Below are 20425 nucleotides of genomic sequence, written 5' to 3'. Positions count from 1 at the left end.
GTTTTAAATATGCTCAAAACTGGTGATAAAAGCATGGTGAGTGCTTTTGGGTTGATCATCGCGCCACAGCTGTAAAGTCTGTAGGCCGGCTGCTTTGGCCGCATCAAGTTCCGCGACGACATCACTTAAAAATAGGACGTCAGCTGCTTCAAAAGGCAGGCTTTGCACTATGTTGTGATAAGACTCAGATTGCTGCTTTGCACCCACTCGGGTATCAAAATAGTCGCTAAATAAGGCACGTATATCGCCATAATCTGAATGAGCAAAAAGCAGTTGCTGGGCTTTTACTGAGCCGGAAGAATACACATACAGTGCCGTGCCTGCTTGATGCTGTGCAGTCAAATAGGCATGGGCATCTGGGTAGATATGGCCTGTAAAGTCGCCTTGTTGATAGCCATTTTGCCAGATCAAACCTTGTAACTGTTTAAGTGGCGTTATTTTTTTATCTGCTTCAATCCAGCCAAGTAAGGTGTCTATCACGGTATCTAAACTTGCTTCTGGCTGAGCGATTTCTGCTCTGACGGCATCAAGTTGAACTCGCACCTGAGGGTCATCTTGCGATGCTTTAACAAAATCAGCTAAGTGCTTTGCGGCATAGGGGAAAAGAATGTCTTTGACGAATGAAATACGGGTAATCGTGCCTTCAATATCAGTGAGAATGGCTTTTATCACTTTACTGCTCCTTCTAATTTTATTCGCTCTAATTCACAGGCGAACAAGAACTCTAGCCCCTCAATATGACGGCGAGTTTCAAAAATGCTGTTGCCCAGTGCATATAAACCATGACCACGGATCAAAACCCCATGTGTGACTGGGTATGTTTCATGGTGCTTGGCAACCCGTGCCGCCAATGCGGGAATATCCTGATCGTTATCAAAGATGGCAATGGATAGCGTATCTAGGTGACTTTTAATTCCAGACAGTGATTTTTGCATCTCGTAGCCTGTCACTGAAAACTGGTTACTGCGTATAAAGCGTGACAGGACAGTCGCCGCGACTGAGTGCGTGTGTAAGATACATCCAGCTTGCGGTTGTAACTCATATAACTTGAGGTGCAAGGCAGTTTCAGCTGAGGGCTTACCATCACCTGAGACGATTTGGCCATGCTGGTCTAATTCTAAAAACTGCTCTGGCGTGAGGTGGCCTTTATCAAAGCCGCTGGCGGTGACGACAAAGCCATCATCGGTTTTCATAGAAAAGTTGCCGCCAGTCGCGGGCACCCAGCCTTGTTGGCTAACCCAACGGCCAGCATCTATGAGCGCTTGTTTTGCTGCCTTTGTTTGCATATTCGATCATCCTAAGAGGTTTGGACGGCTATACTTCTATCTTTGGCAATGATAGCATCGCTTTATCGCCTACGCCATAACCAAAAGAGTTACAAAATGGAAAGTAAATTACCAGACGTTGGTACCAGTATTTTCTCTACCATGACAGGGCTTGCTAATGAGCATGGTGCTCTGAACCTCTCCCAAGGTTTTCCTGAGTTTGATACATCAAGCCAGCTCAAACATGCGCTGTCAGCACATACGTTAGCGGGATATAACCAATATGCCCCCTCTCCTGGGTTGCCAGTTTTACAGCAGGAGATTGCGGCACTTGTTGCGCGTCGATATCAGCAAGACATTGATGCCGCGGCACAAGTGACGGTCACTGCAGGTGCGACTGAGGCTTTGTTTGTGGCGATTCAGGCGCTAGTACGCAAAGGTGACGAAGTGATTGTATTTGACCCGGCGTATGATTCATATCGCCCTGCGGTTGAACTGGCCGGTGGTCGCACGATACATATTCCTTTGTGTGCACCAGATTATGCCATTGACTGGACACAAGTCAGTGCAGCTGTGACACAAAAAACACGTGCGATTATTATTAATAGCCCCCACAATCCAAGTGCAAAAACACTGAAACAAGCGGATCTCGATGCATTGAAAGCGCTGCTCAATAAGCATGATATTTATCTGATCAGTGATGAAGTGTATGAGCATATTACCTTTGATGATGCCCCGCATTTGAGTGTCTTACGTGACTCTGAGCTTGCAGCTCGGGCCTTTGTGGTATCTAGTTTTGGTAAAACCTTCCACTGTACCGGTTGGAAGATGGGTTACTGTATTGCACCTGCAAATTTGACGGTTGAGTTTAGAAAAATCCATCAGTTTGTGAACTTCTCAAGCTTTACGCCTGCACAATTGGCTTTGGCTGATATGCTGCGAGATGCACCTGAACATGTGGATGAATTAGGGCTGTTTTATCAACAAAAACGTGATGTACTGGTTGAGGCACTGGCGACAAGCCGTTTTAAGATCCTGCCAAGTGAAGGCACGTATTTCTTGTTACTGGATTACAGTGATATATCAGACGTAGATGATGTGACTTTTTGCCAGCAATTGGTTGAGCAAATTGGTGTGGCGGCGATCCCGTTAAGTGTATTTTATGACAAGCCTAATGGCGATAGAATTATTCGCCTATGCTTTGCTAAAGAAACCGAGACCTTAATCGCTGCAGCGGAGAAATTATGTCAACTTTAACCGTAAATATAGTGCAATATGATATTGCTTGGTTAGCGCCAGAGCAGAATTTCGCAACGATTGAAAAGCTGGTTGCTGATGTGCCTCCTAGTGATTTGCTATTGCTGCCTGAGACCTTTGCCACTGGGTTTGCATTACAACAGGCAACTGATGAACAAGCTGAGAAGGCGAGGTCATTTATACAACAGCTGGCGAATCGTTTGCAGTGTGTTGTCGCGGGTTCTGTGTTGGTGCCTCATAAAGGTAAAAAAGCCAATCGCTTTTACTGGACTTGGCCAGATGGTACTGAGCGCAGTTACGATAAGCGCCATCTGTTTTGCTTGGGCAATGAAGGGGACCACGTAGTACAAGGTAGCGAGCGAAAAATCTTTGAAATAAAAGGCTTTAAGCTATTGCCTCAAGTGTGTTATGACTTGCGCTTTCCGGTCTTCCAGCGCAGTAAAAATGACTATGACGTGATGGTGAATGTCGCAAACTGGCCATCGGCAAGACGCCATGCTTGGGATACATTATTATGTGCTCGAGCGATTGAAAATCAGTGCTTTGTGTTAGCTGCTAATCGCATTGGTGAAGATGGCAAAGGCGTCGCTCATAACGGCGGCACGGTGGCACTAGATTATTTAGGCCAGCCTATATCACACGTCGCTGATGATACTGCGGGTGTTGTGACAGTTACACTCGATAAAGCCAAATTAGCTGAGTTTAAACGCCAGTTTCCGGCACATTTAGATGCGGATACATTTGACCTCACTTTATAAATTGGAGCAGCTTACGCTGCTCCCTATCACTAGACATTATATTGATGCACCAATAGGGCTTGCTGAGGTGTGGTCACTTCAGAGGATTGTGCATGATCATCGTCTGGCAGTGTAAAGTACCCCAGTAAGTTTTTCATTTCCATTGCTTGGGCAGCCATACGTTTTGCAGCCGCCATGGTCTCTTCGGTGATGGCAGAGTTTTCTTGAATCAGATCTGTGAGTCTTTGCACCACCACATCGACCTCTGCAATGGCTTGCTTTTGCGTCAAAGTAGAGCGATTGATACTCACAATGTTTTGATTCACATCTGCAACGGCTTGCACAATATGCCCGAGTTTTTCACCTGAGCTATTGGCGAGCGTGGTGCCTTGCTGCACTTTATCGTTGCTGTTGGCAATGATCTCTTTGATTTGCTTTGCCGATGATGCACTGCGTCCAGCCAGTTCGCGCACTTCATTGGCGACGACTGCAAAGCCTCGTCCATGCTCCCCTGCGCGGGCAGCTTCTACGGCAGCATTTAATGCCAACAAATTGGTTTGAAACGCCAGTTCATCGATCACAGAGACAATTTCATTGATGTCTTTGCTGGCTGCATTGACTTCACCAATGGCGTGCACGGTATCTTGTGATAGCGTACCACCTTCTTTGGCGATATATTCTGCATTGTGTGACTTCTCGACCGCAGTTTCTGATTGCAAAGCGACTTGAGTTAGTTCCTCCAGAATGTGCCCAGTACTCGCGTTAGCTTCTTCTAAATTCGCTGCTTGCTCTTCGGTACGTCGGCTGATCTCCGCATTGCTTGCGGCTATTTCTTCGGTGCTGTGAGCAACCAAGCTTGCTGCGCTTTGAATACTCTCAATGACATGTGTGAGCTTGTGTGTTGTGGTATTTACGTCTTGCTGCAAGGTGGCAAATACGCCTTGGTAATGCCCTTGGACTGAGGTGCATAAATCCCCTCTTGCGATAGCACTTAAGCTGTCTGTCACAGCATGAATGGCGGTAGAGATAGTATCAATGGAACTATTAACATCCTCTTTTAGTTGCAGTAACTGGCCTTGCAATGAGGACTCGATTTTATGGGAAAAATCGCCTTCACTCATCGCCGCCATGACACTGGCAAGCTCTTCGACAACTTGGCTTAAATTATTGACGGTATGATTAATGTCGTTTTGCAATGTTGCAAGCTGCCCTTTTAAAGGCGTTTGTATCGTGCGGTCAAAGCGGCCATGACTGATGGCCATCATAACAGATGAAATTTCACTGATGGCCTGATCCAAGCTTGCGATTGACAGGTTTACATTGGCTTTTAATTGTCCCAATTGGCCATTGGCTGATGCTTCTATTGGGTGTTTGAAGTCGCCTTCACTGACCGCGGCCATGGTATTGCCAATGTCTTTAAGAATTGCTTCGAGATTATCCATACTTAAGTTGGTGTCATGTTTCAATTGCGCGAGCTGACCGGACAGTGGGTGGGTTATCCGTTTCGAAAAGTCTCCATTACTGATGGCGCTCATAGTTAAGCTGAGTTCATCAATGGCGCCACTCAATGCCTGTATAGAGTTGTTCACACTGTCTTTTAAGCGGGCCAAACTGCCGCGCGCTTCGACAGTGACTTGCTGCTTAAATTCTCCTTTTTCAACACAACTCATGACATTGACAATATCGTTCATGGTGTCGTCAATAGAGATCACAGAACTGTTTATATTGGTTTTTAACATATCTAAGTCGCCACTGAGCGGAGCAGTGATCTGTTGATTAAATCGTCCTTTGGCCATTGCTTGCATGACCAAGTTGATCTCTGTTAATGCGGTTTGCAAACTGGAGGAGCACTCATTGGTGGCTTCTTTTAACTCTTTGAGCTCGCCATTACACGGCACGCTTATCCGATCGTTGAATTTGCCTTTGGCCATTTGATTGAGTACACGGTTCGCTTCGGAAATGGAAAGCTGCAAGGCATCGAGCAGGGAATTAAAGGCCTGTGCGCTTTGACCAATCTCATCTCGGGAGCTGACTTCAGCACGCAGCGAAAAATCCCCTCGCGTTTGCACTTCGCGCATAGTGCTGACTAAATTGTGCACGGGGCGAGCCAGGCTTCTGGCAAACCAAAGAGCGGTTAACAAAATTACGCCAATACTCACGAGCATGACAATCGCCATAGTTTGGCGCAGCGCGCCGACTGGGGCAAATGCCTCAGCTTCGTCAATTTCTGCTAAAAGGGCCCATCTCACATCAAATACTTGTAAGTCGCTGTAAGCGGAGAGAACTGGGTTACCATTGTAGTCGGTGACGACTTTTTGTCCTTGCTGCCCTTGCATAGCTAATTGATAGGACTCTGTTGCGATGGTGCCTTTATCCGGGTTTGCAAAAGAAGCCACAACAGAATGGTTAATAGGGTCTAAGTAAGAGTCAGAGCGCATTAACCCGTCGGGGCCAACAAGGTAGGTTTCACCACTTTCTCCTAGCCCATGGCGCTCACTCATGATGTCGTTCAGTGCGTCAATGGAAAGTTGAAAAATTAAGGTGGCTTGAGAAATACCATCAAAATCCAGTGGCATGGCTACAAAGCTTGCGGGCGCATTAAATGAGGGCAAGTATGGCTCATAGTCTGCAAATAGCATTTGGTCTTGTTCGATTAGGGCGCGATTAAATACGTCGGCGATACTGCTATTGGCATATGGGCCTGTACTCAAAGAAGTCGCGAAGTCGACTTCTTTAAATACTGAGTACACAATATTGCCGCTGTAATTGTCGACGATAAAAATATCATAAAGTTGGTAAACGTCAGTGATCTCGCGGAAAAATTCATGGTGGCGCTGGTGTGCAAGATCATAGGCATCTAAATGCCCTGTGGCGTTCAGTGCATCTTTCTCACCGATTGGGTGGGGATTATCTGCTAAATAGCGTGCCTGCAATGTCATGCCCTGACCAGAGAGTGAGTCTAGTAATGAATTGAGCGCGACCTTACTATTTGTTTGCTGTTCAAAGCGAGGTAAAAAGGCGTTTTGATAAAACTGTTGTAGGTTACTAGGAATGGTTTGGGCCGCTTGCGTTTCGTCAAAGCCATCGAGCAAGTCTTGTGTTGCTTGTATCAGGTAGGGGTTGATGGCTAAGGCGTGAAGCTTGTCTTCAACTGTTTTAAAATGCCTTTCTATGGCGCGTTTTTTGACTTTACCCACGGCACCCAGTTGGGCATAAACCTGTTCACTGATGGTATTGGAAGCTTGAATAAGAGAAAAAGTAATGATGACAGTGGCGGGGATGAGGGCGACAAGTAAAAAAGCGGCCATGAGCTTTTTTGCGAGATCGAGTGATTTTAAAAATTGGTGTATGCGAGACATAAAATTGCCCTCCGATCCTTGTATTTCTGACATCAGTATGATGCCTGTTTGCTGCATTGCACTGTGAACAGATTATTGGCCAAGCAGGTATAACCCTAAAAAAATTGTGGCTAATAAACATACAGATTTAAGCTTAGTGTAGAACAGTTCTCAGTAAGATCTAGGCGCTAGGTGTTTCTTTAACTTGCACAAAAAAATAAATACAAGACAGCATCGCTTGATAGTGCTGCGATTGCGCTATTGCATGAATAAGAAAGATGAAATAAAAAGACAGTGTGAATTTTTGATGATGCTGATAAAGATAAAAAAGAAGCAGCGTGCGCTGCTTCTTAAATTTTTACGAAAAGTAGTTATCAATGTTTCCAGTGATACTTATGCGCTTTTTCTTCCATATACGCTTCAGTATCTGGGTGCATTGGCGTTTTGTTACCATTCTCAAAGAAAAACGGCTGACGATTACGCTGGTAATTACCGGTTTCATTCATGGTTGCAGCATCATAGACGCGTCCATTTAAAATGGTGTAAGTCACTTTTTCAGACTCACGGATGTCGTTCAGTACATCACCATCGATGATAACCAGATCCGCAAGCTTACCTTTTTCAATAGTACCAATGTCATGGTCCATTGCTAAGTATCTTGCGCCATCAATCGTACCACTGCGCAGAGCTTCCCAAGGCGTAAACCCGCCTTGTGCCATTGACCATAACTCCCAGTGTGCACCTAAGCCTTCACGTTGACCATGCGCACCTATATGCACGGTTACGCCTTTATCGCGCAGTTGTTTCGCTGATTTCGCGGCATTGATATGGTTATAGTGGTGCTCAGGCGCTTTTTCACGACGGATAGACATTGGTTTCACAACATACTCTGGCACAAAGCTCATCAGGCGCTCATTTTCCCACACATTGGTTGTGTTGTAGAAGTAGTCTTCACCTTTAATACCACCATATGCCACGTTGAAAGTTGGTGTAAAGCCTGCTTCAGTTTGGCTCCACATTTGCGTGACATCTGAATAGATATTTGGAATTGGCAATGCGTGTTCAAGGCCCGTGTGACCGTCGATGATCATGTTCATGTTTTGCTGGAACTTTGAGCCACCTTCAGGTACCACCATGATTTCCATTTGCTTTGCGGCTTCTAGCACTTGTTGGCGAGTATCACGGCGAGGGTGGTTATAACTTTTCACCGAAATTGCGCCAGCGTCTTTTAAACGCTTAACGTGGAACTGGGCATCTTCTAAGTTGTTGATTGGGGTTTTGTAACCAGGTGCTTCACCTGCATATAAGATACGACCCACAGAGTAAATACGTGGTGCGACTGTCAAACCTGCACGTTGTAGCTCTGCCATCGAGAATACTTCGTTAGAGTTATTTGATGGATCATGAATGGTCGTGACACCAAAGCTAACGTTGGAGAACTGGTTCCAGTTTTGCTCAGGTTGCAAGTTATGGCTGCCGTAGCTGCCGTGAGCATGGGCATCGACTAAACCAGGGATCACGGTTTTGCCTTTGATATCCATTACTTTCGCTGCACTTGGAATAGTTACGTCGCTGCGAGCGCCTACGGCGATAATGCGGTTATCTTCAATCAGTACCACACCGTCTTCGATGATTTCCTGTTGATTCTCAGCATCACGCATTGTCACGACTTTACCACCAACCAGTGCTAACAAGCCTTTTGGCTTGTCTGAAGGCTGCTCGAAGCTCAGATCAATGCCTTCTGCAGTTAGTTCATCTAGGTTATCAGATGCATTGTCAACAAATGAGAAAGTATCTGTGAGTTTGCGCTGATATAGGTTTGGACCAAATGCCCAAGTTAATGCGCTACTGTCTGCTTTCCAGTTTAAGAAGTCGCCAGAGTATTTTGACACTTGTTTCACTGGGAAGGCTTTACCACCTTTATTAATTGACAGTGTTTTACCTGTGCTAGTGAATGGGGCGACAAAGGTGTTGAAGTGCTCGATAAATGCAACATAGTTGCCATCTGGCGAGACTTTATAATCAAAGATGAATTCGCCTTTGAAGTGACTACGCTCTTCATGACCGTTTAAATCAACACTTTTTAGCTCTCTGCTGGTGCTACTGCTAGCAACTGAGAAGTAAATACGCTCTGGGTTAGCACCAAAGTGTGGGTTGTCACCGCTTTTTACGATACGTTTCGCTTCACCGCCTTTGGCATCAACGATATAGATACCTGGGTGCATTGACCAGTCACCGCTGAGTAGGTAGCCACCAGTGACTTTTTTGAACAGTACTTTTTTACCATCTGGCGAGAAGCTAGGTGAAGTGTAGTGACCTGGCTCTTGCGTAATGACGCGACCTTTTCCGCCTTTTGCAGAAACGATACGAATACTACCTAGTTCTTGGTCATCGTACGTGGTGTATACAATGTATTTACCATCACGAGAGTAGCTTGGATAAAACTCAAAGTGATCGTTTTGCTTAGTAACACGGCGTACTTTATCTGATTCAATGTCTTTGATGTATAAATGACCTAGCGCTTGGAATAGCGCTGTTTCACCGTCTGGTGAAATTTGTGACCAACGTGCCAGTTTGACTTTAAAGTTATCAGGGGCAACGTCTACAGCAAATTTTAGGGCAGGGGTGATTTCTTTTTCCGCCACTACGCGTGTTGGAATAACTTGTGCCTGCTTAGTTGCAATGTCTACTTTATGGAAGACACCACCAGACCAAAATACTAAGGCTTTGCCATCAGGTGTGTAAGCAAACGCTGGAGTATTACCTTGCGCGCCATTGGCTTCTTGCAAGTCGCGATCAAGACCGGTGAAAATTTGTGTTTCAATGCCTGACTTTAAATCTTTGACATACAAAGCGCTGATCATTTTCTCGCCATTGTCTTCACGTTTTACGAACGCAATCGATTTACCGTCTGGACTTGGCGTTGGGCGAATTGCACCACCGGCACCACGGATCACCGTTTCTTCTTCCCCTGTCGCTAAATCCCATGAGCGGATCTCAAATACAGATGTCAGAGCATTTTTATTGTATTGCCATTGCACACCAGCCGTGGCATCGACTGAATAGTAGATCTTTTTACCGTCCACAGAGAAAGCTGGCTCAGCAATGTTTTTCTGTGATTTTGCGCCATGTAGTCTTTCACGCACTAATACGCCTTTACCACCTGAAATGTGGTACATACGAATCGAACCACCTGGAATAGTACGTCCTGTTACCTGACCTTGTTTGACTGCGATATATTGACCATCCGGAGACCAAGCAGGGTTGTGTAAAAGGTTGTGTGACTCATCAGACACCTGACGCATGTTGTCGCCATTAATATCCATTACCCACAGATTCTCAGCACCAGCACGATCAGAAATAAACGCGATATGTTTGCCATCCGGTGAAAACTTCGGCTGGAAGTTCCATGCGCGGTCCGCAGTCACTGCAGTTGCTTTACCGCCAGAGATTGGCATGACATAAATATCACCTAACATGTCGAAGATAACGTGCTTGCCATCTGGGCTTACATCCACATTACTCCACGTGGTTTCATTGGTGTCTATGGTGATTGTTTGCTTTTCACCAGGAGGTGCAAGCACATCCCATTTTGCTGTAGTGTCTTGTGCACCAGCGGAGGCGAGTGCTGGTGTACTTAAGCCGATCAATGCGGCACCGATAGCAATGGCAATCGGTGATTTAAATAGTGCCATGGTGTATTCCTATTTTTTAAGCCAAGTCTCAGTCTGTCGCTGAGTGTTGGTTTCTTGTCTTGCTGTGAGCTAATTTTTATTTACCCGCGTAGAATGGCGAATTTTTTGACTAAAGTCGACAAGGTGGCGATAAAAGTGCGCTCAAATGCGGCAGTTTTGCAGTATTTTTATACAAACTTTGGCTGTTCACACTGAAAAGTATTCTTTAGTGGGGGGATTTTTTCACAGTAGGTGCAGCATTCATGATTGAATGCTGCGCCGATAGGGTTAATTGAGCGTTTGCTGGCGGACAAATTGCAAATAGGCTTCGAGGCTCTTTTGCCACAAGGCCATCGCTTGCGTTAAATCATCATCGCAAGACTTACCATCTAGTAAGCGACGTTCGATTTTCTTCAGTGCTAATCCATAGCGATTAAAGCCAAGTTGCAGTGCGGTGCTAGCTTGGCGGTGCAGTGATTTAATGCATTGCTCTTCATCTTCACTGAGAAGCTGCTGAATATGGATTAACTTATTTCGTGCAGATAGAACAAACTCGTTATAAATAGATGAGACTTCATCTTCGCTGAAACCGCTCTTCAGAGAGTTAACTGCAGTGTCGTCGTATAGTGTGTCACTGAGTTCAACGCGCATATCTGGCTTTTGCGCTTTTTGTGAATCACTGATGGCTTGGCGAAGTTTTTCTTGCTTGATGGGCTTGCCCACCACATCTTTGATACCAAGAGAAAGATATTCTTTGATTTCTTCTGGGCTTAAACTGGCGGTAAAGGCCAAAAACGGTGTACGTTTGTTTTTGTGCTCGATAGTTTGTAAATGCCTCAGTACTTCTTGCCCTGTAAAATCAGGCAAGTTCATGTCTAATAAGACCACATCGAAGACATGTTCTTTGAGGTGCTCAATGGCACTTGAGCCATCGTACGCGAGTTTGATCTTATGCTCGTCCGCAGCCATAAACTCGATGGCAATTTTACGGTTAAGATCCAAGTCTTCCACTAATAGCACAGAGAGTCCGGTCGGGTATTCTGGGTTGTGATGACGCTGTTCGACTAAACTCAGTTCGCCGACGGGCAGGCTCACATCAAAGCTAAATGAACTGCCTTTACCAAGCTCACTGATAATTTCAAGCTGACTACCTAACTTACTCAGCAAGCGCGCAGTGATAGCAAGGCCAAGACCTGTTCCGCCTTTGGTTTTCCCAGCGTTACTCTGCACATAAGGTTCGGTCAGCTTGTCGATATCTTCCTCTTCGATACCCGGGCCTGAGTCGACGACGCTGAAGCGCACAATATGAGACATATTGGCTTCTTCGAGTAATTCTACGCGCAGCTTGACCTCGCCTTTGTCGGTGAATTTGATGGCGTTACCCACTAAATTAAGCAAAATTTGCCGCAGTTTTTGTTGGTCGCAGTAGTAGCAAACTTGGTCTGGCAAATCATAAAGTAAGGTAAAAGTGAGTTTCTTTTGCTCGGCCAGTGGGCTCATTAGTAAGCAGAGGTTATCGAGCCAGCTTTTTAATTCAACATCTTCGGAAGAGAGCACTTCGTCACTTTGATCTAAACTGGCATAATCGAGTACTTTATCTATCAATAAGTTGAGTGATTCAGCCGAATTGATGATGGCCTCGCAATAGGCTTTGCTATGTTGATCATGACTGCGGTTAAGGACCAGCTGTGCACTGCCTAGAATACCGTTCAATGGGGTGCGGATCTCGTGGCTGATGGTGGATAAAAATAAGCCGCGAATTTCGAGGTCTTTTTGTGCTTTTTCCGTTAATTTATTGAGGTTTAGCTCCCGTCGCTCGTTGCACAGCAGTGCCATACCGGTTGCATAAAATATGGGGGCGAGTACGCCATTGAAAAATATCGCAATTGAAAACCAAGGGTCGACAAACAAAGACACTTGGTCAATGTCGCCCATAAACAGCGAGCGGCCAATAAAGGCGGTGAATATAAAGCTCAAAACAATTAAATAGACGATGCTGCCATTAGGGTATTGCTTACGGGCATAGCGGATAAAGTAATAGCTCAGCAATATGGCTTCGACGATATGTTGCAAGTCAGAGATTAGAATGCGCTTTCGCAAATTATCGTCGACCATGGCGTAATAGATCAGTGCGGACAGCAAGGCCAAGGTCGCAAATAAATAAGTTCGGAACTCAATACCCCGCTGACCTAAAAACTGACTAATTGCCCAACAATGTATGATGGATGCCAAAAATAATAAGGTATTGGCAATCCCAATTGTCTGCCACTGAGACAAAAAGCTGTGTAGTGCAAACATTGAGATCGCTGCAAATAAAATGAGCGGGTAAAAAATATATAACAGTACACCTGGCGTATTTTTGTTGGCACGCCAAGTTAAATAATTGATCAGCGTCATCATCGCCGTCATGGCTGCACTGGCTACATACAGGGTTTTATGGTCCAACATAGGGCTTTGTTAACAATTAATAGACGTACCTAGGATAGAGCGAAGACTAAGTGCAGTAAAGCAATGAGCCGAGAAAATAATGAGATGGTAAGTGAATTGATTAAATGTTAGGAAGAAAACAAAAAAGCATGCTAAGTGCATGCTTTTTTACAGAATTTGCAAGTGTACTCGAGTGAGTATTAGCGTATTTCGTCTGGGATGTTTTGCTGTGCCCAAGACAACAGCTCGATACGGTTACGGCATTTGGTTTTACGAAATGCACTATACAAGTGTGTTTTAACCGTGTGCGGGCTGATATTCAAATCTTCTGCAATTTCTTTGTTCTTAGCACCTTTACTCATTAGAGAGATAATTGCTTTTTCTCGTTTAGTGAGCTTAACTGGCTCGATGTCACCTTCAGTCAGCTTGTGCAAAGCATCTTTGTTGAATTGCAGCATGCGATTCAACGCGTTACACATAATCTCACGGCGATACCACAACTGATCTTCCATCAGTAAGCGGATCCCCTTCATCAGGACGTCTGCATTGTCTGTGGTGTAAAACACCCCGCGAATACCGCTTAGCAATGCACGATTAGCCAACTCAGGGTTTTCATCTAAGTTGAACAGCACGATGTCGCAACTTACTTTGAGGTTAACTAACTGCTCTTTCAGTTTGCCCCATGCATCATTGACTGCTGTTTCAATAAAAAGCAACCGAGTATCTTCAGGTACTTCGGAAATATCAGTTCCTGTGACGACGTCTAACCCTTGCGTTTTTAACAGGGGCTGTAAAACGTTTATTCCTATCGTGTTGATAGGCTCTTTATCTAGCAATAAAAATGCAGTACTGCTCATTTGAAAAACACTCTCATTCTGTCTGATAACGCAATGCTAACACGTGAATCAGACCTTTTGTATTAGAAATTTCATCAATAAAAAGAACATTACAATATAAAGTTTGGCACAACAGCCTATTTTGTAAACGCCCTTATTTTGTGAAAGCTTCAACTTGTTGATTATATTATTAATTTATTTTAGTAGAGTAATAGCTTAGTTAATTACATTTTTTAACAAAGAATAATTTAAGATACTACTTTTTTCCTACTTTGGTACGGAGGCCAGCCCATTTCAAGTCCAGCTAATACATGTAGATGAATGTGGTATACGGTTTGTCCACCATCATTGTTGCAGTTCATTACAACGCGATAACCGTCTTCAGCAAATCCGTGCTCTTTCGCAAGTTTAGACGCTACCAAGTGTAAATGCCCAACTAAGTGTGCATTTTCTTCATTTACGTCGTTAATTGTTGCGATTGGCTGCTTTGGTATCACCAATACATGAAAAGGTGCTTGAGGATTAATATCCTTAAACGCAAGTGCCTTTTCGTCTTCGTACACAATATCTGCAGGTATTTCACGATTAATAATTTTTGTAAAAATCGTTTCTTGGGCCATTACTTTTATCCTTATATACGTTAGTTTAGCTGTTCAGCATAGCGTGGACTCAACAAGATACAAGGGAAATTACAACTGACGCTTGTTCATAATTGTAACTAAATTTGGCACAAATACCTTTCACTACCAAGGTAGCAATCAAATAAAGAGGAAATATGAAGAAAATTAGTATATTTGGAATATTTATAGCACTTTATAGTGGTTTTTCTGTTGCTGGGGAAGTAAATTTCCCAGAAGAATTGCTGCCATTGCAGGTCAATGATCGTGAAATAGAGCACTCATTTTTTAACAAAGTCCGAACTTTAGACTTGTCTGCGGGTGTTTATCGTATAAAAGTGAAGTATTCAGACTTATTTGAACTCGATTATGATGAGCATGAGGTCGTGGACTCAAAGCCATTTTGGGTGGAAGTAAGCATCACAGATGATGATTATCAAGTACGTTTACAGCCAATCGATAATGTTGAGCAAGCGCGAGCTTTTGCCAAGTCACCAAAAATTTGGCTGCAGCCAGAAAAAGGCAGTAAAGTCGTAGCGAAGCAAGTGAACGCACAGACTGTCGTAGCGCCCGTACCTGTCGTCCGCGAGTCAGCGCCTACGCCGGTAAAACCATCCACTCAAATAAAAGAGAAAGTGGAACAAGTCGCGCCCAGTGCTGGCAAGCCCGATGCCGTATCTATGTTGGAGTTTTGGTGGCAACAGGCAACGCCTGAGCAACGTGCTGCGTTTTTAACGACCATTGATGCACAGCGCTAACGAACAAGCGTAAAAAAGCATGCGGAGATAAAGCATTGCCTTATCTCCGCCGGAACTTATTCAAATATAGCGTCAACAGTACCTTGCGCTAATGGGTGGTATCCCGGACGTGCTTTTTGATAAACACGATAGGCCCAATCACGTTTGTCAGTACTTGCCAGTGCTTTGTATAAAGGAACGATAAGTTTGCGTCGGCCAATGCCACTTAGGTGCGCATCTAGTGCAGGGTAAATAGCCTCATAGCCATTGCCAACTGCCAACATATACCATGCGAATGCTAATTCAGCATTCGTTGAATTAGTCAGATTAAATGCGCTGTCCAGTGCTGCCATCTTGTCCAAAGCTAGATCTCTTGGCAGGTTATTTAAAAAGTGCAGCCACTCATGCACCGTCCAGTTGCTGGTAGGCAATGTATTTAGAGACTTGCTACCACTAAGCCAAGCTTGCATATGGCTATCAACCTGATTGAAAGCATCAGAGGTTGGATCTGGCGCATCGGCTGGTAAGCCCGGTTGATAGATCCATTCTTTGGCTTTTTCTAATGAAACGATACCCGGATGCTTTTGCAATAAGTGCTTATCAAGGTATTGAACAAATTCTGCTGTGGTCAGAGACTTAAATGCATAAGCGTCAAAATAACCTTTAACGAACACATCAAATTTTTCACGACCAAATTTTTCTTCTAAATAAATAAGGAATAATTGGCCCTTGATATAAGGCACTTTACTGAAGGCATCATCGGGATCGCGACCATTGAGTTTTAAGTTTAATCGTGTATCCGGTAAAGGAATGTTTTTGAGCTGCGCGCGTAGACCAGCTGCATCTAGCGCTTGCTCCATCACAGCGCGGTCACGACCAAACACCTCTTCCATGATGCGGTTTTCAACATAAGACGTAAAACCTTCATTGAGCCATAGATCTTCCCAAGTCGCGTTTGTCACTAGGTTACCTGACCAAGAGTGCGCCAGTTCATGAGCTATTAAGTTAACGAGGCTTTTATCACCTGCAACTACGGTTGGCGTAATAAATGACAAACGCGGGTTTTCCATACCACCAAATGGAAAGCTCGGTGGCAACATAAGCAAGTCATAGCGACCCCATGCGTATTCACCATACATGGCATTGGTTTTATCTATCATGGCTTGTGTGTCGTTAAATTCCGCTACAGAAGCATCGAGAATTTGCGGCTCTGCGAATATTGCCGTTTGATGAGACATTTCTTTATATTCAAGGTTACCGGCACCAATGGCGATTAAATAAGGTGGAATAGCCTGTGGCATGTCGAACCAGTAGTCACCATCTTTCACAAATGCTTCGGAGTTATCAGCACTCATGACTGCACGGACATCTTTAGGTGTCTGAATACGTGCTGTATAGGTGGTGCGCATTGCGGGAGTATCCTGTACTGGGATCCAACTTCTTGCATGGATTGCTTGAGATTGACTGTACATGAAAGGGTGAGTTTTACTTGCAGTCTGCACTGGCGTTAACCACTGTAAGCCAGATGCTTGTGGTAAGCTGTTATAGTAAATTCGTGCTTTGCTCGCTTGGTGCTTGAATTGGATGGTGAGCTTAGCGCCTTTCACCCCACTGCGCGGTGCGAGCGTGAACTGTGCGGGTAGCCATTTTCCCTGTGGTGATTGATAGAGGATTTTATCTATTTCAAGATCGCGGGTATCCAGTACCAGTGTACGAGCATGGCTGTTTTGCCATGCTAGAGTGTGCTCAACAAACCCTTCGAGTTGCTTGTCTTCAAAGTCGATATCAAGGTCTAGGTGTAAGTGCGTGCTTACTACGTCTTTTAGGTTTGCAAAAGTATGCTCGTCGACGGCATCTGCCGCCAAAACAGTATGAGAGAGGCCTGCCAATGTGAGGCCGAATGTTAAGGCTGAGAGTTTCATTTTTATCCTTGCTCATGATTGAGTATCCGCATTGTTATACCACTTCACAGCGTAAATGGCACTTGGATGCGTTAGTGGAATCAATCAGGTAAACTAAGAGGAATAATTGGTAGTTTATAGGTGCTTTCTGTGCACGCTTTGCAGTCCTTACATACGTTTGCTTTGCCTTCTCATTGCCAAAAATTGGTGGTGGTTGAGGCGCCAGAGCAGTTAAAAGAAATAGATTTTGAACCACCTTTCTTTATTTTGGGAGAGGGAAGTAACTGCGTCTTCTTAGAAGATTTCCAAGGCAGCGTACTACAGATAGCAAATCGTGGTATCGAGATCTCCGAAACCGAGCTGCATTATCATGTGCGTGTCGCCGCAGGTGAAAACTGGCATCAATTGGTGATCAAATTACTGAATATGGGCATAGGCGGGCTTGAAAATCTGGCATTAATACCTGGTACCGTCGGTGCAGCACCGGTGCAAAATATCGGCGCTTATGGTGTGGAGCTGGCTGATGTCTTTGACTCACTAACAGGCTTTGATATTGCAAAGCGAGATTTTGTACAGCTTAATAAAGCTCAGTGCCAGTTTGGTTATCGTGACTCGGTCTTTAAAGGGCCATTGCAAGGCCAATTTGTGATCACGGAGGTCACGCTTAAACTCCCCAAGCAGTGGCAACCGATATTGGCATATGGACCATTGAAAGCGTTGCAGGGACAGTCTGTTAGTCCACAATTAGTGGCTGATCGAGTGATACAAATAAGACGCAGTAAATTGCCTGATCCAACAGTGTGCGCCAATGCGGGTAGCTTCTTTAAAAATCCAGTTGTTGAAGCGCAATTAGTCGATACATTGCAAGAGCAATACCCTGATATGCCAATGTACCCGGTCACAAAGGGCAAAGTGAAACTGGCCGCTGGGTGGTTGATTGAGCAAGCCGGTTTAAAAGACCATCGTATTGGTGGTATCCGCGTGTATGACAAGCAAGCACTGGTACTGGTCAATGACCAACAGGGTGATGGCACTGAATTACTCGCCATGATTGAGCATATTCAACAGTCGGTATGGGGTAAGTTTGCGGTTGCGTTAATGCCTGAAGTGCGTCTGATCGCAGCGCAAGGAGAACACTCAGTTGGGGGCATGCATGGTTAAAGCACCTGTTGGAAATAAATTAGCAATATTAAGTGCGCTGAGCCGAGATCATTTTATTTCTGGTCAGGCATTGGGAGAGCAGCTGGGGATAAGCCGTGCTGCTGTTTCAAAGCATATAAAATCATTGCAAGATATGGGTATTGATATTTTTAAAGTCACTGGCAAAGGGTATCGCTTAAATCATAGCTTACCATTACTAGATCAAAGTAAAATCATACCGGTTTGGCAGGCGTTGACCGATAAACCTTGTCACATAGAAGTGCAGCCCATCATTGACTCGACCAACAGTGAGCTGATGCGCCGTATTCAGTCTAAAGACGCGGCGTTAACATCAGGGCAGGTGCTGGTGGCAGAAATGCAACAAGCTGGTCGAGGTCGACGCGGCAGGCAATGGCAATCTCCGTTTGGTGCCAATTTATATTACAGTTATTACTGGCATTTTGAGGACGGTATGCAGGCGGCCATGGGCGTGTCTGTGGCAGTGGGATTGGCTGTACATGACGCACTGAGCGCATTGTATGATTTGGGTGTACAGCTTAAATGGCCAAATGATATTTATATTAATGAGCATAAGTTGGCGGGTGTGTTAGTAGAGCTTGATGGGCAAATGGAAGGGCCATGTCATCTGGTGATTGGTATTGGTTTAAACGTGGCTATGCCAAACAGTGCTGCTCAACATATTGACCAAGCTTGGACTGATTTAAGTCAGCATGTATCAGAGATAGATAAAAATCAGTTGGCCGTAGTGTTGACCCTATGTTTGCAAAAGCGCCTTCATATGTATCAAAAAAATGGCTTAAGTGACATGGTCGCACAATGGAATGCGTTGAATGCGTTTCGTGACCAAGTAGTCAGTTTAAGTACCGGGCAAAGGCAGTGGCGGGGGATCTGTGAGGGCATTGACCATCAAGGCGGTTTAATCTTGCGCCAAGATGGTGAGCGTAAAACTTATTATGGTGGTGAAATTTCACTGCGTAAGGAGTCGTGATGCGTTTGCTCGTTGATGTTGGTAATACCGCCGTGAAAGTTGCAACTGAGTTGCAAGGTGAGATTGTGCTTATTAATGAAGCGCAAGTGCCTTGGCACAAAATCGATGAAGTCTTGATAGCGCAAGTCGGCAGTAACGAGGACTTAACGCCGATATTGCAACAAGCCCAGTCTCATCAAGTGCCTTATCTATTTGCTTCAGTCTCACCTACTTTAGGCGCACTAAAATGTGCGTATGCAGAATTTAAAAACTTAGGCATAGATCGTTGGCTTACCGTGGTTGCCAGCTTTCATTTGTTTCCCAACCAAGCTTGTGTGATTGTTGACTCAGGAACAGCGACTAAAGTCGATGTCTTGGATGCGACGGGTCAGCACCAAGGGGGGTGGATTTTGCCTGGATTAGATATGATGATCGACAGCTTGGTGGCCAATACACAAAAAGTATTCAGTGATACGCATACGCTTTTCGATACAAAGCTGGGGACCAATACGCCCAATGCGGTAAAAAATGCAGCGCTGAGTGCGACTGTTGCACTGGCCGAGCGTGCAGTGACGCAAATGGGTGAAAAAGTACAGCTCATTTATGCGGGTGGATATGGCGAGCTTATTCAGCAACACCTTGATCCTAAAGGTATCTATTTTGATGACTTGGTCATGCAAGGGCTGATTTATTGGCGCAAATATCAACAAAACGATTAAATAGTAGAGTTTTTGTTGTAAATATGAGCATTTAAACAAGAAATTGCGATTTTTTTTGATTTAACTGTTGCATAGTGTCAGCGGTTGCTCTAATATCTCGCCCCGTACTAAAGCAGTGCCGACTTAGCTCAGTTGGTAGAGCAACTGACTTGTAATCAGTAGGTCATCCGTTCGACTCGGATAGTCGGCACCATTTTTCAAGATTTAGAACACGCTTTAGAAAAGAATTTTTATGTGGAGGGGTTCCCGAGCGGCCAAAGGGATCAGACTGTAAATCTGACGGCTCAGCCTTCGCTGGTTCGAATCCAGCTCCCTCCACCACTTTATTCTTGACGGTTCTGAGGTAGTTAAGAACAGGTTCCTAAAGCGGGCATCGTATAATGGCTATTACCTCAGCCTTCCAAGCTGATGATGCGGGTTCGATTCCCGCTGCCCGCTCCAGATTTCTGGTGTGCTGATATAGCTCAGTTGGTAGAGCGCACCCTTGGTAAGGGTGAGGTCGGCAGTTCAAATCTGCCTATCAGCACCAGTCTCCGGATCTTCCCAAATACTTCCTTTGATTTGTCACAAAAACATTTATAATTGTAAAGAATAAACATAGTCCCCGCGCGCGCGCGTGGATTATTTTTATATGTAATCTAGATACACAAAAACTTATAGGTTCCGTCATGGCAAAAGAAAAGTTTGAACGTTCGAAACCGCACGTAAACGTAGGTACAATCGGCCACGTTGACCACGGTAAAACAACTCTAACAGCAGCAATCACTAACGTACTTGCAAAAGTATACG

Annotated in this window: 15 protein-coding genes and 4 tRNA genes; 11 read left to right on the top strand and 8 right to left on the bottom strand. The window is 44.7% G+C overall.

Annotation, left to right across the window (positions count from 1 at the left end; genetic code table 11):
* Nucleotides 1-3: 3 nt before the first annotated feature.
* Together mtnC and QNM16_RS25475 are read right to left on the bottom strand one after the other, a co-directional pair.
* Nucleotides 4-672: an acireductone synthase gene (gene mtnC / locus QNM16_RS25480; protein WP_284023017.1), complete on the bottom strand. Its 669-nt coding sequence runs from the start codon at nt 670-672 to the stop codon at nt 4-6.
* The gene (locus QNM16_RS25475; RefSeq protein ID WP_063360002.1) at nt 669-1286 is read right to left on the bottom strand and encodes a methylthioribulose 1-phosphate dehydratase; all 618 of its coding nucleotides are present in this window, start codon (nt 1284-1286) and stop codon (nt 669-671) included. Before QNM16_RS25475 ends, mtnC begins: the two co-directional genes overlap by 4 nt.
* A 96-nt stretch (nt 1287-1382) precedes the next feature.
* Here QNM16_RS25475 and QNM16_RS25470 point away from each other — a divergent pair, with 96 nt between their 5' ends.
* Complete coding sequence (locus QNM16_RS25470; protein ID WP_284023016.1) at nt 1383-2522, top strand: methionine aminotransferase; 1140 nt, start codon at nt 1383-1385, stop codon at nt 2520-2522.
* Nucleotides 2510-3280: a nitrilase-related carbon-nitrogen hydrolase gene (locus tag QNM16_RS25465; RefSeq protein ID WP_284023015.1), complete on the top strand. Its 771-nt coding sequence runs from the start codon at nt 2510-2512 to the stop codon at nt 3278-3280. Before QNM16_RS25470 ends, QNM16_RS25465 begins: the two co-directional genes overlap by 13 nt.
* A gap of 29 nt (nt 3281-3309) precedes the next feature.
* Here QNM16_RS25465 and QNM16_RS25460 read toward each other — a convergent pair whose 3' ends face one another.
* The 5 genes from QNM16_RS25460 to QNM16_RS25440 all read right to left on the bottom strand — a co-directional run bounded on the left by QNM16_RS25460 (nt 3310) and on the right by QNM16_RS25440 (nt 14154).
* Nucleotides 3310-6618: a methyl-accepting chemotaxis protein gene (locus QNM16_RS25460; RefSeq protein ID WP_284023014.1), complete on the bottom strand. Its 3309-nt coding sequence runs from the start codon at nt 6616-6618 to the stop codon at nt 3310-3312.
* A gap of 353 nt (nt 6619-6971) precedes the next feature.
* The gene (locus QNM16_RS25455) at nt 6972-10292 is read right to left on the bottom strand and encodes an amidohydrolase family protein (RefSeq protein ID WP_284023013.1); all 3321 of its coding nucleotides are present in this window, start codon (nt 10290-10292) and stop codon (nt 6972-6974) included.
* Between the two features lie 267 nt (nt 10293-10559).
* Entirely contained in the window at nt 10560-12719 is a 2160-nt protein-coding gene (locus tag QNM16_RS25450; protein ID WP_237138623.1) for an ATP-binding protein, read from the bottom strand.
* A 179-nt stretch (nt 12720-12898) separates the two neighbouring features.
* Nucleotides 12899-13555 carry a helix-turn-helix transcriptional regulator gene (locus tag QNM16_RS25445; protein ID WP_023400213.1) on the bottom strand — a complete coding sequence of 219 codons (657 nt, stop codon included), beginning with the start codon at nt 13553-13555 and terminating at the stop codon, nt 12899-12901.
* A gap of 227 nt (nt 13556-13782) precedes the next feature.
* The gene (locus tag QNM16_RS25440) at nt 13783-14154 is read right to left on the bottom strand and encodes a histidine triad nucleotide-binding protein (RefSeq protein ID WP_046354251.1); all 372 of its coding nucleotides are present in this window, start codon (nt 14152-14154) and stop codon (nt 13783-13785) included.
* Nucleotides 14155-14309: 155 nt separating this feature from the next.
* Here QNM16_RS25440 and QNM16_RS25435 point away from each other — a divergent pair, with 155 nt between their 5' ends.
* The gene (locus tag QNM16_RS25435; RefSeq protein WP_284023012.1) at nt 14310-14909 is read left to right on the top strand and encodes a DUF2057 domain-containing protein; all 600 of its coding nucleotides are present in this window, start codon (nt 14310-14312) and stop codon (nt 14907-14909) included.
* Nucleotides 14910-14965: 56 nt separating this feature from the next.
* Here the strand turns inward: QNM16_RS25435 and QNM16_RS25430 are convergent, their stop codons facing one another.
* The gene (locus tag QNM16_RS25430; RefSeq protein WP_284023011.1) at nt 14966-16810 is read right to left on the bottom strand and encodes a M1 family metallopeptidase; all 1845 of its coding nucleotides are present in this window, start codon (nt 16808-16810) and stop codon (nt 14966-14968) included.
* A 129-nt stretch (nt 16811-16939) separates the two neighbouring features.
* Here QNM16_RS25430 and murB point away from each other — a divergent pair, with 129 nt between their 5' ends.
* From murB to QNM16_RS25390, 8 genes are all read left to right on the top strand, one after another.
* Nucleotides 16940-17950 carry a UDP-N-acetylmuramate dehydrogenase gene (gene murB / locus QNM16_RS25425; protein WP_284023010.1) on the top strand — a complete coding sequence of 337 codons (1011 nt, stop codon included), beginning with the start codon at nt 16940-16942 and terminating at the stop codon, nt 17948-17950.
* The gene (gene birA / locus QNM16_RS25420; protein ID WP_284023009.1) at nt 17943-18938 is read left to right on the top strand and encodes a bifunctional biotin--[acetyl-CoA-carboxylase] ligase/biotin operon repressor BirA; all 996 of its coding nucleotides are present in this window, start codon (nt 17943-17945) and stop codon (nt 18936-18938) included. The genes murB and birA overlap by 8 nt, the downstream gene beginning before the upstream one ends.
* The gene (locus QNM16_RS25415) at nt 18938-19636 is read left to right on the top strand and encodes a type III pantothenate kinase (RefSeq protein WP_284023008.1); all 699 of its coding nucleotides are present in this window, start codon (nt 18938-18940) and stop codon (nt 19634-19636) included. The genes birA and QNM16_RS25415 overlap by 1 nt, the downstream gene beginning before the upstream one ends.
* Nucleotides 19637-19753: 117 nt before the next feature.
* Nucleotides 19754-19829: transfer RNA gene (locus QNM16_RS25410), tRNA-Thr, on the top strand.
* Between the two features lie 43 nt (nt 19830-19872).
* Nucleotides 19873-19957 (top strand) — tRNA-Tyr (locus QNM16_RS25405).
* Nucleotides 19958-20002: 45 nt separating this feature from the next.
* Nucleotides 20003-20077: transfer RNA gene (locus QNM16_RS25400), tRNA-Gly, on the top strand.
* Between the two features lie 12 nt (nt 20078-20089).
* Nucleotides 20090-20165: transfer RNA gene (locus QNM16_RS25395), tRNA-Thr, on the top strand.
* 139 nt (nt 20166-20304) lie between these two features.
* Nucleotides 20305-20425 (top strand): GTP-binding protein (locus QNM16_RS25390; protein ID WP_284023005.1); only part of this gene is annotated, 121 nt, incomplete at its 3' end.

The sequence above is a fragment of the Pseudoalteromonas umbrosa genome, from assembly GCF_030125375.1.
In the GTDB taxonomy this organism is placed as follows: Bacteria; Pseudomonadota; Gammaproteobacteria; order Enterobacterales; family Alteromonadaceae; genus Pseudoalteromonas; species Pseudoalteromonas umbrosa.
Note: the sequence above shows the minus strand (reverse complement) of the source record. Positions and strands in the feature narration are given on the sequence as shown.